Annotated in this window: 9 protein-coding genes; 4 read left to right on the forward strand and 5 right to left on the reverse strand. The window is 43.5% G+C overall.

Annotated elements, in window-relative coordinates:
- Positions 1-94: 94 nt before the first annotated feature.
- Positions 95-1,891 carry a cache domain-containing protein gene (locus U2F10_RS32990; protein ID WP_163700084.1) on the reverse strand — a complete coding sequence of 599 codons (1,797 nt, stop codon included), beginning with the start codon at positions 1,889-1,891 and terminating at the stop codon, positions 95-97.
- 442 nt (positions 1,892-2,333) lie between these two features.
- On the opposite strand from U2F10_RS32990, the gene U2F10_RS32995 reads away from it, so the two are divergent.
- Both U2F10_RS32995 and ndk read left to right on the forward strand, forming a co-directional pair.
- Positions 2,334-3,050 carry a cytochrome b/b6 domain-containing protein gene (locus U2F10_RS32995; RefSeq protein ID WP_499874433.1) on the forward strand — a complete coding sequence of 239 codons (717 nt, stop codon included), beginning with the start codon at positions 2,334-2,336 and terminating at the stop codon, positions 3,048-3,050.
- Positions 3,051-3,351: 301 nt separating this feature from the next.
- Positions 3,352-3,801 carry a nucleoside-diphosphate kinase gene (gene ndk / locus U2F10_RS33000; RefSeq protein ID WP_499874434.1) on the forward strand — a complete coding sequence of 150 codons (450 nt, stop codon included), beginning with the start codon at positions 3,352-3,354 and terminating at the stop codon, positions 3,799-3,801.
- A 95-nt stretch (positions 3,802-3,896) separates the two neighbouring features.
- Here the strand turns inward: ndk and U2F10_RS33005 are convergent, their stop codons facing one another.
- Together U2F10_RS33005 and U2F10_RS33010 are read right to left on the reverse strand one after the other, a co-directional pair.
- Positions 3,897-5,210: a cytochrome P450 gene (locus U2F10_RS33005; RefSeq protein ID WP_250565238.1), complete on the reverse strand. Its 1,314-nt coding sequence runs from the start codon at positions 5,208-5,210 to the stop codon at positions 3,897-3,899.
- A gap of 134 nt (positions 5,211-5,344) precedes the next feature.
- Positions 5,345-5,818, reverse strand: coding sequence for a tetratricopeptide repeat protein (locus U2F10_RS33010; protein WP_499061937.1), 474 nt, complete (start codon positions 5,816-5,818; stop codon positions 5,345-5,347).
- 716 nt (positions 5,819-6,534) lie between these two features.
- Between U2F10_RS33010 and U2F10_RS33015 the strand changes: the two genes are divergently transcribed.
- Positions 6,535-7,293: an AfsR/SARP family transcriptional regulator gene (locus tag U2F10_RS33015; protein WP_499061936.1), complete on the forward strand. Its 759-nt coding sequence runs from the start codon at positions 6,535-6,537 to the stop codon at positions 7,291-7,293.
- Positions 7,294-7,639: 346 nt separating this feature from the next.
- Positions 7,640-9,877, forward strand: coding sequence for a S8 family serine peptidase (locus U2F10_RS33020; protein ID WP_499874435.1), 2,238 nt, complete (start codon positions 7,640-7,642; stop codon positions 9,875-9,877).
- Between the two features lie 70 nt (positions 9,878-9,947).
- On the opposite strand, the gene U2F10_RS33025 is transcribed toward U2F10_RS33020, so the two are convergent.
- Positions 9,948-12,893: a two-partner secretion domain-containing protein gene (locus U2F10_RS33025; protein ID WP_499874436.1), complete on the reverse strand. Its 2,946-nt coding sequence runs from the start codon at positions 12,891-12,893 to the stop codon at positions 9,948-9,950.
- A gap of 34 nt (positions 12,894-12,927) precedes the next feature.
- The gene (locus U2F10_RS33030; protein WP_499874438.1) at positions 12,928-15,696 is read right to left on the reverse strand and encodes a hypothetical protein; all 2,769 of its coding nucleotides are present in this window, start codon (positions 15,694-15,696) and stop codon (positions 12,928-12,930) included.
- Positions 15,697-15,728 lie beyond the last annotated feature (32 nt).

Raw genomic sequence — 15,728 nt, forward strand, 5'->3', positions numbered from 1 at the left:
CTTCATCATATAAATAAATAAACCCGACAAAATACATTTAAATCGACAACTATATTCTGTCGGGGAACATGATGACTGCGATCGCCTTTGGGTCTTAATTTACACCTTCTACCCGTTTCAACAATGTTGTTGAGATCTGCTCAATATCTGACAACATGGGGGCAATCGACTGCAAGGAATCCACCACAGCACGAGACTCTGATATCGCCACCCCACTGGCCTGGGTAATATGTCCCATTTGTTTTTGTAGGTTATCTATAGACGGCCAGCGGCGTTCCAATGCTTTGAGCGTAACAATATTCTTCGTCAGTTGCTCTATCAGCGTATGTAACTGTTCGGACTGCTGTTCACTAGCTCCATGGCCCAGGACACGGGTCAAAGCACCAACCTGTTGTTCTACCAATGCTAATGTTTCTGTTGAATGGGTTGGTATCCGACGCAGTTCACTATTTAGTGCACGCCCCATGGTGTTAATGGCATCTACTTGAATATCAATTGTTTGGGAACTCTTAGCAATATCGGCCATCAGTTGTTGCAAATCACGCATCAGTATCTGTTGTTCACCCGCCAACCGATTCAAGAGGGCTGTGAATTCTGTAAACTGCGCAGAAACTTGAGTAGATCGGGACGTCTCTGTTTCAAGTTTGAGCGCATGGCGACGGATTGTTTCTTCATTTAAATTGAGCTGCTCTAGCATATTGAAAAAAGCGAGGGACAGCTGATTTAGATCATCTTGCCCGTCCCATTGAGCCAACAATGTAGCATCGGTCTTAGCCAGTTGATTGCACTGATTCAGAACGGGTCTGAGGCGACGATTGAGGCTGCGAACTGCCAAGAAAATTGCTGTTGACAGCAGGGCCACCATGATCACTGTCGCTGCCAGGGTAATCAGAGCAATACGGTTAAATACGGCTGAGTAAGGGACATACCCCAACACTAACCAATCGTGCTCAGGCACAACCGCATACGCCCAGTACCCAGTTTCTCCTTCTAAGAAACCGGTCTCATTGAGGCTCATCTGCGGCCAGATAGCCGTTAACTCAGGAATATCCTGATAGGTTTTTAGATTGTTCTCAGGATTGGCCGGGTCGGCAACGATATTCCCCTCACGGGTCACCAATATAAAATGTCCCTGCTGACGAAAAACAGGCTGATTGAGAAGATTGCTTAAATACTGTCCGTCAATGTCCACCAGGGTTGTACCCAACCAGCGGCCATTACTGGCAAATAGGGGCACATAGTAGGTCAATAACTGGTTGGCAGCGTTTTCATAGGGTTCTGTCCAGACAGTCGTCTGGGGAACAAAGTAGTCTCGATACCGTTGGCTATTCGGATAAAACTCGCCCTCACCATCGGCAAAGTCTTCATAGCGAATAGTTTGATTAAACGCAGGCTCGTTTTCTGAAGCATCCACCCAATAGTAGGGAAATAACCAGGACTGATCCACAATCAGTCCATTTTCTCGCTGCCCTAACCCAAGACCCACGATAAACTCTGGACGGCGCTCAAAGAGCTGTAGCGTCAGTTCCCGATAGGTATCTGCATACTGTGCCTGCCGCTCATGAAGCGTAGTCGCACTAATGCCCAGACTATTGGCCAACGTTTCAGCGGCTGCGGTCACCGACGCGATCGCATTCACTTTACCATCCAGGGTACTCCGCACCTGATCCTCAGCCTGATACTTAATCATCTCACTAAAGAGAAATGCCATGCCGCCGATACCCGTTAGGGCACCTACCATAATCATCCAAAACAGACGACCACCAAACGAATTTAATTGCAGCCATCCCATCAACGTTTGATTTAGGCTCTGCTGCTGTTTTGTGTGAATAGATATCTCGGAAGCAGCAGACGATCCAGCCTGTGTAGCACTCGATAATTCAGAAGGCATAATAATATAGGAAAATACAGGGAAAAAATCAGTAGGATTTAGTTCAAGAACTTCAGTCCAAGAACTTCGTTGTTAAAACTGTTTGGATGTAACGCTTCTCTATAAAGGCCTATGGGGGGCTTATCGGCCAAAAAGAGACAAAAACAACCATTTTCGCAGATTACTCACTCTGCAAACCAGCAAAAATAACACTTACGGTTATTACCTACTGGCACCATTGTTGATGGCAATCCGTTTATTTGTGAACGGCTTTGTAACAACTTCACCAGATAAATACTTGAGCTTCAAATAATTATTCAAAGTAAACCAGAAACTTTAAGAGAAACATCCGTAGTATAGAGATCCCCTAAAAATCTCATTGATATTCATCTATGGAACATTTTGTTATCATTGAGTGTCACTGAATCTATGCCAACGTGTAAGCCCTCCCCTTAAAGCTTCCATGAAGCCCACTTACCCCTATCAACCTTTTCTCCTACGCCTTTTACACGGCCTCACTGGGGCATTCCTAGTGTTGTCAATCCTGACTGCTTTTTGGACCTACAACACGTACGATGGTCGTTGGGGCACGATTCCACTGCCAGCCTATAAAGCGATTGAAGGGATCCATGGCACCTTCGGACTTTATACACTCTTGATCTTTCCAGCATTTGTTTTCTACGCGTTTAACCGTGGAAAACATCGTCTGGTGCAGCCCGAGGCCTTAACAACATTGACTCAGAAAATTGGTCAGCCTATTTGGTGGGTTACCCTCAGTCGCTTTGTCAATACGCTGACCCTGATAGCTCTCACATTTGCCCTATTTAGCGGCAAAATGATGGATGAAAAATGGTTGCCGAACGGAGAGCTGAAGCATTTTTGGTATTACGGTCATTTGGTATCGTGGGTCGTCATGGTGGTTGCGATCGCCATTCATCTTCTGATGAATGCAAAAGTCGGTGGCACGCCCTTGTTACTCTCCATGATGACGTGGAAATTTCGCCCCCAAGATAGTCCTCGACTTTGGAAAAATCACATCATCGCCTGGTGGAAAAATTTTCAACTTGATACCTGGCCAAATTGGAGGCATATACTCACCCATCGCCCCAAACTAGAACTCGCCATTTGGATCAGCCTCATTGCCGCTTGGCTAATTTCCATAGCTAAAGAACTTGTGTAGGTGGCAGGTGGATTTAGAGGCAACAGGCTACACCACTATTCCCTGTGCTCCACTCCCCACTCCCCAAAAAATCCCCATGCCCATGCACAGATTTAATCTCTATCACACCTGATCTTTAAAGGTGCCCACGTAAAATGACCACAAAGGGATATACCCTAGATCTGGCTCTATTGCCGAGTAGATAGTCCCTATGGTTGGTTAGACCATAGTTGCCTACTGCTGAGCGTAGTGTAGGTCACATCCTTACCCAAGGGTCTAGTGACCCCATTAACTCAATAGATGTATTGTTAGGAGCAAAATTGTGGAACGCACTTTCATCATGATCAAGCCTGACGGTGTTCAACGTGGTTTGGTCGGCGACATCATCAGCCGCTTTGAAACTAAGGGATTTACCCTAGTAGGCATGAAGTTCATGGCCGTTTCCCGTGAACTGGCAGAAAAGCACTACGGCGTTCATAAAGAGCGTCCCTTTTTTGGCAGCCTGGTGGAATTTATCACCTCTAGCCCCGTAGTTGCTATGGTTTGGGAAGGTGAAGGTGTCGTTGGGTCTGCCCGCACCCTGATCGGTGCCACCAACCCCATTAGTTCTGCCCCTGGAACTATCCGTGGCGACTACGGCGTTACCATTGGCCGCAATATTATCCATGGTTCCGACGCCATCGAAACAGCTCAGACTGAGATCGCCCTATGGTTCTCCGACGAAGAGCTAGCCAATTGGGACTCCTGCGCTAAGAGCTGGATTTACGAGTAAATTATCTCAAAATCCCTCTCCCTAGGGAGAGGGATTTTGGGTGAGGGCTAACCCTACAAGCAAAGAAACCGTTTCTAGCGACCTCTTGACAAGCCTCACATCCGCCCAAACTGTACCCGCAGGTTATCGCGAGGGTGCGGCGTTGGCACCACCACCATGGATAAATCTTGATCAGGCAATAATTCCCAGCCATAGCCCCGCAGCAAATGCACTGCAAATAGCTTCATCTCCAAGCGGGCAAACTCCTTCCCAAGGCATTCACGAATCCCACCGCCAAACGGCACATAGCTGTACTTATTAGGCTGTTCCCCTTTAGCAAAGCGCTCCGGTCGAAAATCATCAGGAGCCTCATAATCTGTAGGATTCAGGTGCGTTTGATTAATTTCATAGAGCACCGTCCAACCTTTAGGAATTTGGTAACCATTAAACTCACAGGTTTTTAGCACCTTACGAAAACCACCGCCCACAGGAGGAATCAGCCGCAATACTTCCTGTAGTACCTGCTCTAGATAGGGCATTTGCTTTAAGACATCTAAGGTGATGGGCTGCTGAGGATCAAATGTCTGTTGCTCATCCCTTAATGCCGCCAAGACCTGAGGATGCTGCGCCACCAATAGGCAAAAAGAGGCAACAGCCGATGTCAGCGTTTCGTGGCCTGCAAATAAGAGCAGTAATACCTGGTCCTTAAGTTCATCTATGCTCAGGCTATGACCATCGTCATCTTTTGCTTGAACCAATAAGCTCAAAGCATCATTGCCCAAATGTTGGCTTTGTTGTCGTTTACGAATAATTTCTTCTAACAGTAGAAGTAATTGGGTACGAGCTTTTTTGGCTTTACCAAACCGAGTCCAGGGCAGTGTCAAAGGAATCGAAAATAAACCTGCACACCAGGTTTCAAATAAATGTCCTAGATCAGTTTGTGCCCCCTGATCTAAACCCACTAAAAGCTTACAGGCCACATCAAAGGTATAGTTACGCAGTTCTGGGTACCAGATCAGCGTAGTTGACTCCGCCCATTTTTCTGTATAGGCGTGAGTAATCGACTGGACCGTATCAATATAGCCAGACAGGGCTCTGGGCATAAACGCCTGGGCTAGTAGTTTGCGTCGATTTTGATGCTCGCCCCCCGTTTGCAATGCCAGGGATAGATTTCCTAATAACGCTTTTGTACTCGGCGGCCAGCTCACTACAAAATAGTTGTTCTCATTGGTTAGAATAAACTGATTGGCATCTGCTCCTTGAACAAATAATGTAGGGCTGCCTAACAGACGGGTTTTAAAGATCGGTCCATACTTTTTATGTTGTTTTTTACCATAGTTTGGATCGCGAAAAAAGCTTAACGTATCGCCAATTAGAGGCAGGCCAAAATCACCAGGGGGCAAGGGTAGGTTAGAAATAGTCTGACTCATGAAAAAGACATTTATTAAGATGCGTCTTCACTGTAACAAGTAAACTCCAGGTAAGCAGCAGATACAGGCCTTGACGCTCCCTTCGCTGTGATGATGCTCGATTGAGATGGGTATAAGGCGAGTGAACAGAAAGATTATGCTGACCTACTTACTTTTGATGGCCGATTTAATAATAGATAGTGGCCTTCATTCAACTCAATTCTTTCCAGCAGATACATTGCTTGTCGATAGTTTTGCTCAGCCGCCTCCGAGTGGTAAGTCATCTGATAGAGCCTGGCCGCGTAGCATAAATTAAGTACCGTCAAACAAACGGCTTCTTCACGGTGCTTCAGGGCAAGAGAGTTTTGCAGAATTTCTAGCGATGCTTGATGACATGCGATCGCAAACAAATACTGATGAGAAGCCGCATACACCTGCCCCATGTAGATTAAAGTAATCGCCTCATTCAATAAATCACCCATTGTCTGACAACGTTCAGACACCTGTTTTAGCAACTTTATGGCTAACCGATGACAATCTTGATGGTGATAGACCATGGCTACATTGGCGAGTGCTGGAATTGCAGCAATTTCATGTTGCAACTGCCAAACCGTTCGAATAGCTTCCATGCAAAACCATTTTCGACAATCAACATTACCTTGAGAGCCATGTAAGCCACCAATACAATTCAGCATCCTACCCATGTTGAGAATGTCATTTGTATTACGAAATGTAGCTAATGCTTTTTGGTAGTGGTTTAGTGCAATATCAAACTGTCCAAACAATCTATGTAAGGCACCTAACGTCCAATAACGGTAACCATAAATACACATACGGCAGCCTCTAGAATCCCTGACCCAGCAATGTCTTTGGCTCTAAAGGTAGAAAGATTCCACCTATAAATCAAGTAATCTATCTGTGATATGTGATGTACTTTTCAACCACCAATCTTGCAGAAAAGTGCATAGAACATTCGCAATCACCAGCAAAGGCACAGTGTTATTTAGTTTTTACATTGGTGCCATAACTGACACCGATGGAGTCATCAAAATAGATGAGCATTTGGACTCTTCAGCTACTGGGGCAATTCCAGGTAAAGAATTATGCTGGCGTAATACAATCTTTCCGCACTCAAAAAACAACAAAACTGTTAGCTTTTTTAGTCTACTTCTATAAAACAAGACATTCCCGCGAACAACTCGCTGAACTATGACAGTCAATGACATTTTTGGTCAGTCGCATTACACAAAACTGCATACAGGTTGGGCAACATCAGCAATGGTCTACTTACAGGAGTTTTATACAGTTTGAGGTAATCGTTCATAGTTTATGGGGTGACATCGATATGAGCACTTGGACAGTAAAGCTACTTGGAGAGTTTCAGATAAAAGACTCCACCAATGTTACAAAATCCTTGACAACACCTGAAGCCATCAGATTGCTAGCTTACCTTTTATACTTTCACCAGCAAACACATCCTTGTGTAAAGCTTGCAGAAATTTTGTGGCCTGATGTAAGCCTTGAGGAAAGAAGGCAGAGGCTACAAATAGCATTGAATGCCTTAAGCCAAGAGTTTTTTACTGCTAAAGAGCCAGTCATTATCTGTCAAGGAAATAAGCTCAAGTTGAATATTCGTCACTTTGATGTCGATATCTTAAACGTTAAAACACTCATTCAACAGGCCAATCATTGTAGTACGCCTCAGCAAAAATTAATTTATTTACAGCAAGTTATCCAGCAAGATTACGGTATCTTCCTAAGTCGGTTCGAAGATAATTGGATACTCTCAGAACGTCAACATCTACATACCCTATATTTAGCGGTCTTGCATCAACTGGTTAAAGTTTGTTTGCAGTTGAGGAAGCTTTCTGCAGCTACTGCTTATGCTCACCTGGCTGTTAGCACAGAGCCTTATAGCGAGCGTACACATCTTGATTTAATCAAGGTATATGTAGCCAGAGGATACTATGCTTCTGCTAAACAACAATATGAAGAACTGAAACACATCTTTAACCAAGAGTTGAAACGACCAGTCTCCAAGTTTTCTACAGACTTGGTGCAAAAATTAGGACTATATCAAACAACAGCAATGGTGACGCATTAATTAATGTAGCATGCTAATCTGTGTCCCAGAAATCACACATCTACATTTGTTTCGAAATCACCAACTGTTACCGTGGTGCCTAGGGATGTAGGTCCGTTAGATTTAGTCTTTTTACAAGATGTATCGTCTTTCTCATTTGGTCTTCATTGAGATAAATTTTGGGCATTACATAAACATGTAAGGACGCAGACTATTGGCTTTGCAGGTTTATGCAATCACGATGGCATATCTCTTCACAAGGAATGACTTAAAGTCTCCATATCTCTACATTTAAGGAGATTTATTGTGAACCTATAAACAGATAGGCAAAAAAAATCTATCTACTGCTCTCAAAACAAAAAATATCATGGCTAGAATTCCATCTGATCCTCTCTTCTCAACTCAGTGGCATCTTCAGAACATAACCCCCGGATTACTTGACCTCAATGTAGTTGATGTCTGGGATGACTATACAGGCGCTGGAGTTGATGTCGCGGTTATTGATGATGCTGTGCAGCGATCGCATCCAGATTTAGATGAAAACTACTCTATTGATAAGGATTGGGATTTTGATAATAATGATACAGACCCAACTGGCGTAGATGGCGAAAACCATGGAACTGCAGTAGCAGGAATTATTGGAGCTAATGCGAACAATGGTATCGGTGGTGTTGGCATAGCCTACAATTCAACTCTGTTTGGTTTTCAGACCCATGGGTTAATCTCTAATCGGTTTATTGGACAACTAGCGCTTGCCATTGATAATACGTCTGGTCTACGACAAACATCCGGCAGAAATCGTGAGGCTGACATTGTCAATCTGAGCCTAGGAACAGGAAGGGGCGAGTTTAACTTCTTTGATAGGCCCTTCAACCCTGCCACTATGGCTGCACTCAATACCGCCATAGACAATGCTGTCGTAGCAGGACGTAATGGACTAGGCACAATTTTAATAAAGTCAGCCGGTAACTCACGGGCTCTCAATTACGATACCAACGCTGTCTCATGGAATGCCAATCCCCATACTATTTCAGTTGCAGCCGTTGATCAGAATGGATTTATTTCTGACTATAGTACCCATGGCGCTTCAGTGTTGGTATCTGCTTTTGGCACTCCTGGAGAAGTAGTAACCACAGATCGAACTGGCAGAAGTGGTGAGACTCCAGGTGATTATAGACCTAACTTTAATGGCACTTCAGCGGCAGCTCCTATGGTGTCTGGCGTCGTAGCACTTATGCTTGAAGCAAATCCATGGTTAGGATGGCGAGATGTCCAAGAGATTTTAGCCTATTCTGCTCGGCATGTTGGCTCTGCCGTTGGCACAGGCACTCGTGGGGATGAAGAATATGCATGGAACTTTAATGCAGCAACTAATTGGAATGGTGGCGGCTTACATTTTTCCAATGATTATGGCTTTGGCTTAGTCGATGCAAAAGCAGCCGTACGTCTCGCTGAGACCTGGTTCAATACCCCCCAAACGAGCGCCAATGATATTGCCATATTTCGAGACTTCTTAGATACCTCCGTCACGATTAATACTGGCGGTACTGCATTAAGTCAAACAGTTGCCACTAATATCGATATTGAATTTGTCGAAGTAGACGTAAGCTTTGCCCGATGGGATGACCTTGGTGATCTATCAATGCGTTTAATTTCACCTGATGGGACATCTAGTGTGCTGATCCAGAATAGTGGTGAAAATAACGGTCTCTCTTCTGGGGGGTTTGGCACAGGTCGCTGGAGTTTTTATTCCCATGCATTTCGTGGAGAAGATACATCTGGCACCTGGAGATTAGAACTATTTGATGCCGACAGTTCACTGTCATCTCCTATAACCATTAACGATGTTGATATCACTTTTCATGGCAAAACGACTTCAGTCAATGACACATTTATCTTTACTGAAGAGTATTCTGATTATGCTGGCAGGTTGGGGCATAGCCGGGCTATTAATGGAGGCTTGGGAATAGATACCATTAATGCAGCCGCCATAGACTCTAGTACCTTTGTGAACTTAGCAGTTGGCTATGGGTTTATAGATGGCATTGCAGTTAATGTTAACAGCATTGAGAATGTGTTTACTGGTGATGGGGCTGATTATCTCATTGGTAACGCTGTGAGTAATCAACTAGTGGGCATGCGAGGAAATGATAGCCTCTATGGCAGTGGAGGAAACGATGTGTTGTTAGGTGGTGATGGAAATGACTTAGTGAATGGTGGGACTGGTAATGATTATTTAAATGGAACTAATCATTTTTCCCAGGGTACTGGTGAACGAGATACTTTAGTTAGCGGCAGTACAACTGATCGAGATCTCTTTGTCTTAGGAGAACGCCAAAATGGGAGTGGTCGTGTTTTCTACAATGACCAAGGTCGCAGTGATTATGCAATACTTCAGGATTTTGATGTTTACGATTTTGCTGGCGATATTGCAGACACAATCCAGCTGATGGGTAGCGCTGCATCTTACTCGATTTCCAATGTGCGAGTCGATGGCATTAGTGGTGCAGGCATCAGTTTTGTTAATGATCTAATTGGTATTGTCCAAGGAGTAAGTGCTTCTCAGCTGAATTTAGCAAATTCCAACCAGTTTACTTATGTCTAGTTGGGATATTCCAATCATCAAGTCTAAGTCCTGATAGTTTTAGCCGTTTTTCAAAATAACATCAAAATGTTTAGCGACATTCTTGACTCAATACTAGACGACCATCTGCTAGTTGATAAGCACCGCTAGGTTCAGAGATAGGAGAGCTTTCTAATAGTATGGACCCATTAAATGACTCTGTACTATCAGCAATCGGTTTAACAGTATCAAGAGATAGTGGGATCACTACATCTGACCTAGGATTACTGGCTAACCCATCACTGCCAGTCAAGACAAAACTGCTGGCCGTATCATTATCACGAACGATACAGCTATTAGCGACTAATGTTTCAGAATTAACAAGCTCATCAGGTAGTTCATTGAGACTATTTTCAATAAAACTGACATCAGGCAGTAAGATATTGCCTGATGCTAGGCTACCGGTAGCATTGATATCAACACGATCATTCTCATCGAAAGGTGCTGGTGAATTAGGTTGGTAGTCTTCACCAAAGAAAACATTAGTTTTAAGGGTGATATTACCACCACGACCATCAGCAGCAAAAGCAAGGATATCGCTATCATCAAAGGCTACTATAGAATCAGCTTCTATGGTGATACTACCAGCATCATCCACACCACTATCAACATTAGTCTGAATATCACTATCACCAATTAAGCGAACACGATCAGCATTAATGTTGATAATACCCCCTGCCGCCTGAGATGAACTGGCTCTGATACTACCATCGACCATAAATAAAGTATCTGAGAGGTTAATTGTTATATTACTGGCATCACCAGTCCCAACACTTTGACTAGATATAAATGCATCAAGAAGTAATACTAGTGAATTAGAATCTAAAAAAATATTACCGGCATCACCTTGATCTAATGAGAGCGAGCTAATAAACGCACCATTTGCAACAATCACGTTATCAGAATAAATTTCAATATCACCCGCTTGACCACGCCCAAGGGTAGCTGCTGATAGATTACTAGGCAATCCACTAGGTGATTGGCCAGATACTAAAAGTTGATCAGCCTCAATCAGAATAGTTCCACCCATACCTTCACTATCAGACCCCGTCCCTGCAGAGATCTCACCGCCACCAGTTATGGACAATTTATCAGTGATAATGGTTAAATTTCCGGCATCCTGACTACCATCAGTTTGAGTCAGAATACGACTTGGTAGATCAAATGAAGATGTTCCATCTACGGTAATATCTTCACCAAAAATTATGATGTCTCCTGGTATTCCATCCTCCAGAGCAGCCGCAGATATTTGTGCTCCATTGAGTATTTCCAAAACATGAGAGTCAATAAAAATATCGCTGCTATTACCTGTACTCCCATTACTTTGGGCAAATACTCCACTAGGGAATCCATTAATTGATGTACCACTCAACTTAATTTCTTCAGCATCAATCAATAATTCCCCTGCATTACCTGGGCCAAAAGTAGACGCTGATAATTGAGCACCATCCGTCACAACTAGCTTTGGTGTCAAGATTGTTAAGCTGCCAGCATTAGCCTCTACTGTTAATCCTTCCGTTCTCGCAGAGATGGCACTGGGTGTTAGGCCAAAACTTGATCTACCTAAAACCCGTAGTGACTCATCGGCACTAACAAAAATGTCACCGCCCTGACCATTACCAAGAACTTCTGTTGATATTTTTGCACCATCTACGATGGTAATACGATCAGCTTCGACAGAAATATCACCGCCGTCTCCTGTGCCTCTGGAACTAACCCGCGAAAATATACCACTAGAGAATCGACCATTTTCAGTTGTTCCTTGCAAATTAACATCTGAAGCTGTAATTGAGATATTGCCCGAGTTCCCTGAATCAAAGGTTGAAGTTGAGATCGAACTTTGTCCATTAATAGCAACAGTCTCTGATGAAATATTAATATCACCCGATCTGCCATCTCCAAGTACTTCGGAGCTTATTTCCGAAAAATTATCAAGCGTTAGGTTTGAAGCATCAATATTGATTGAACCGCCCGTAGCTGAACTAAATATAAGAGTCGTTTCAATGTAAGAAAAATCAGACAAGTTTAATTCAGAGGCTTTTATATCAATTTCACGACCATCTGCTTGGCCAAAAATAAAAGAGAAAATATACGAGGCATCATCGAGAGTAATTTCATCTCCTCTAACCAGGATTCTACCTCCGTCTGGTTCAATAAAAAATTGGCTTCCACCAACTCTGGATGAACCAATAAGACTAATATCTGATAGTTGCGCATTATCAGAAAAGTCTAGCTGAGACGCATTATTAACTTCACTTAATCTAATTGTTCCAAGAGATTTTATGCCCCCTATAACAACTTCGCCTCCAGGAGCAATCAAGCTACCACCGTTAAAGTTAATATCACCCCCTAAAAAAACAAGCTTATTGCCTGGAACCGCTTGTAAATCACCAAAATTTGTAATGGAGCCATTAATTCCAGGATCATTAAACAAAAAAGCCGATGGATCAACGACCAATAGAGATGAAGGAGCCATTGCGTTGGTAGTTCCCCAGATACCCTCATCTGAAAACTGTAGGTCAGTGGCAGTACTCACTATTAATGCACCAGTAACATCTAACTCAGATGCAGGTCCAAAAAACACTCCGTTCGGGTTGATGAAATATAAATCTACTACTTCCCTAAGAAAAGAATTGTCAAGTTTTACAGCTCCCAATAAACCTAAAATATCTGACGTATCGTTCCCTGTTACTCGTGAAATAATGTTTTCAATATCTGGATTAAGCGTGATAAAATAAGCAGCCTCAGTATCAGCAATATTAAATGCTGAAAAGCTATGAAACAAATTCTGCCCTCGCTCGGCACCACCCTGAATAAGTCGTAACGTATCAATGGGCGAGCCAGGCTCATTAATAGGAGTATCTAAAACTTGAGATTGTTCTTCTATTGGCAGAGTATTGTCAGGTAGAATGTTATTCTGAGCAATTGCTTGTTGCCAGAGACTCACACTTGCAATAAACCAGAGAGTTAAATGTAGTGTTTTTAATGATATTTTCATACCTCTTGTAAGGGCTAGGCAACATCCTAATCAGCTAATCATGACAATCACGACTGATAACTAAACGTCCATCAGCCAAACGATAAAGGCCTTGTGGTTCAGAAATAGACGTACTGTTAGTTGCCGTCTCTGTTATGGGCTGAACGGTGCTAAGACTGTAGGTAGTTTGAGTACTATCGGGTTGTTGGGGTAGGCTATCGTTCCCTGTAAAAACAACACTACTACCGATATCACTACTCTGGGCAATGCAGCTAGCGGCAACCAGAGTTTCAGGATTGACTAGCTCGTCTGGCAGTTCGGTAATGCTGTTTTCAATAAAACTGACGTCTGCTAGAGAAATTGTTCCTGAAGCAATCCCCCCTGTGGCATTGATATCTACTCGACCGTTACCATCTAAAGTATTTGGATCAGTACCTGGCTGGGCAAACTGAAAGTCTTCACCAAAGAATGCCGTGCGACTTAGATCGATATCGCCACCTCTCCCATCAGCAGCAAAGGCAAGAATATCACTATCATCAAAAGCTACTAACGCATCAGCAACAAGGGTAATATTGCCACCATCATCTACACCAGAACGAACGGCAGAGGTAATATCACTGTCTCCGAAGAGAAAAATATTATCTGCCAAAATATCAATTTGTCCTCCAGCATTACTTTCAGAGGTCGTACCAACATCGCTATTCCTAGCCCGAAAGGTATCTTGGAGAACTATCAGGATATTGCCTGCATCACCTGTACCAGTATTGCTAGCAGAAATTACACCTCCAATAAGGTCTAAGTTGGCAGATGTAATATTGATATCTCCACCTCGACCTGATGCGCCAGGATCAACGAAAGTCAGGACTCTACTAGGGAAGGGCAAAAGGGAATCTTGACTCTGCCCGGCAATCGTAATATTTTCTCGAACATTCAAGAAAATGTTGCCAGCATTAGCAAAACCATCATCAGAGCGGACAGAAGTGCTAATGGCCGATCCATTTAGAACTTCTAAATTGGTTGCGGTCAAGCGAATATCACCATTCATTTGAGTTGTTTGACCGTCAAAAAAGATACTTACTATATCACTGAATCCATCAAAACGTGCCGTCTCACGAACATTTAGAGTGATATTACCTGTGTCACCTACGCCTCCTAAGTTAGAAGTTTCTATAGAAGCACCATTCAAAACCTCTAGATTACGAGTTTTGAGTTGAATATTTCCTGCATTTCCAATAGCATCTGAAAGAATACGGCTACGTAAGGAACTGGGAAGCCCAGAGACTGAGCTAATACCTTCGAGCCGAGTCGTCTCAGCAATCTCTAATATAATATCACCTGCATCACCTAGACCCAGCGTAGATGCATCAAGCTGGGCACCATCCAAAACAAGGAGATTTTTAGCTGAAATTTGAATATCACCGCCACGCCCTTGACTACCCGATGGAAGCACCGTAGAAATTCCACTAGGAGAACGATTGACGGGATTGGGACCTTCAAAGAGAACGGTCTCTTCTATATTAAGAACAATGTTGCCGTTTTGACCTATCCCAAATGTTTCGCTAGCTATTAAAGCACCATCTACGACTGAGAGATTTTGAGCGGTAATATTTATACTACCAGCCTCTCCTTGCCCTACAAAACTAGTAAAGAGCCCTGACAATTGTAGTCGCTCATTACCACCTACAAGATTAACTGAGTCATCGGCAACTAAAGTAATATCACCTCCATTACCTGTATTGATACTAGTGCCAACAATATCAATATCACCACGTGACTCTAAAAAAGCAGAACTACCAGTTCCAGCAATGGGAATAATGCTTATTCCTATTCGGCTAAAACCAAGCCCCAAGGGGTCATTACCTACAATCTGAATATCTCCTGACAGTTGGTCATTAGGCTCATAAAGATTGGTGATTAACACCAGACCATTTGATTGACCCATAGTAATACTCCCAATCTCAATGTCAGCGCTAGATGGATTGGCTGTTATGGAAGGGGTAAGTGGCAAAAAGAAACTATCAACAAACAAGTCTAAGAAACCTTGACCTGATGGATTCTCAGCAGGGATTACACCTACAGCATCTGGTCTAACGCCTGCTCTGATATCAATGGTTGGCTGTGCGCTACCATCCACCTCAACAATTGTTCCATCAGACAGCTCAATGGTTTCTTGCAAAAAATCAACACCTGCAATGCCTGGGTCAGGAGCTGTGATAGTCGCACTCGTAAACGTTACTGAACCTCCAGCCAGAATATGTAGCGAGCTACCAAAGTAATTATCAAACTCAACATCTCCAAGGCTCCGAATAATGGGGTCAACCGGACTATTCAAATTACCTGGAGTATTGTCTAAATTCTCAATACGGAAATTACCACCACTAAAAAAGTAGGCGTCACCATTAACGGGTTCTGGTGAGCGTAACACCATATTGCCATAGGAAAATAACTGACTGTCTGGGTGGGTTAAGGCAACAATATCCACATGCTGGTTGCCCTGCACTAACAAATCTCCGCCTGCCAGGGCAATAAACGGATTGTCTGCCGTATCTCGAATTTTAACGATATCGGTGGCTAACAGCGAGACATCTCCCACACCAGCCACCTGAGCTGCCAGGTCCAAATTCTGGCCTGCCAATACTAAGTCTGCGCCCGCTGTTACCTGACCACGGTTGGTGATATCGCCTGAGTTATCAGTTAGATGGTTCCAAAATAAGACGCTGGGGCTAACGGCTAGCAGCTGGCTTTGCCCAGGCATAACAGCACTAAACACACCCTCACCAACATCAACCGCTGTCGCTGTTGTTGCATAAAATGAGCCGGTCACATCGTAACCGTCCCAGGAAAATAAAGAAATCT

The sequence above is a fragment of the Leptothoe sp. EHU-05/26/07-4 genome, assembly GCF_043421015.1.
In the GTDB taxonomy this organism is placed as follows: domain Bacteria; phylum Cyanobacteriota; class Cyanobacteriia; order Phormidesmidales; family Phormidesmidaceae; genus Leptothoe; species Leptothoe turfae.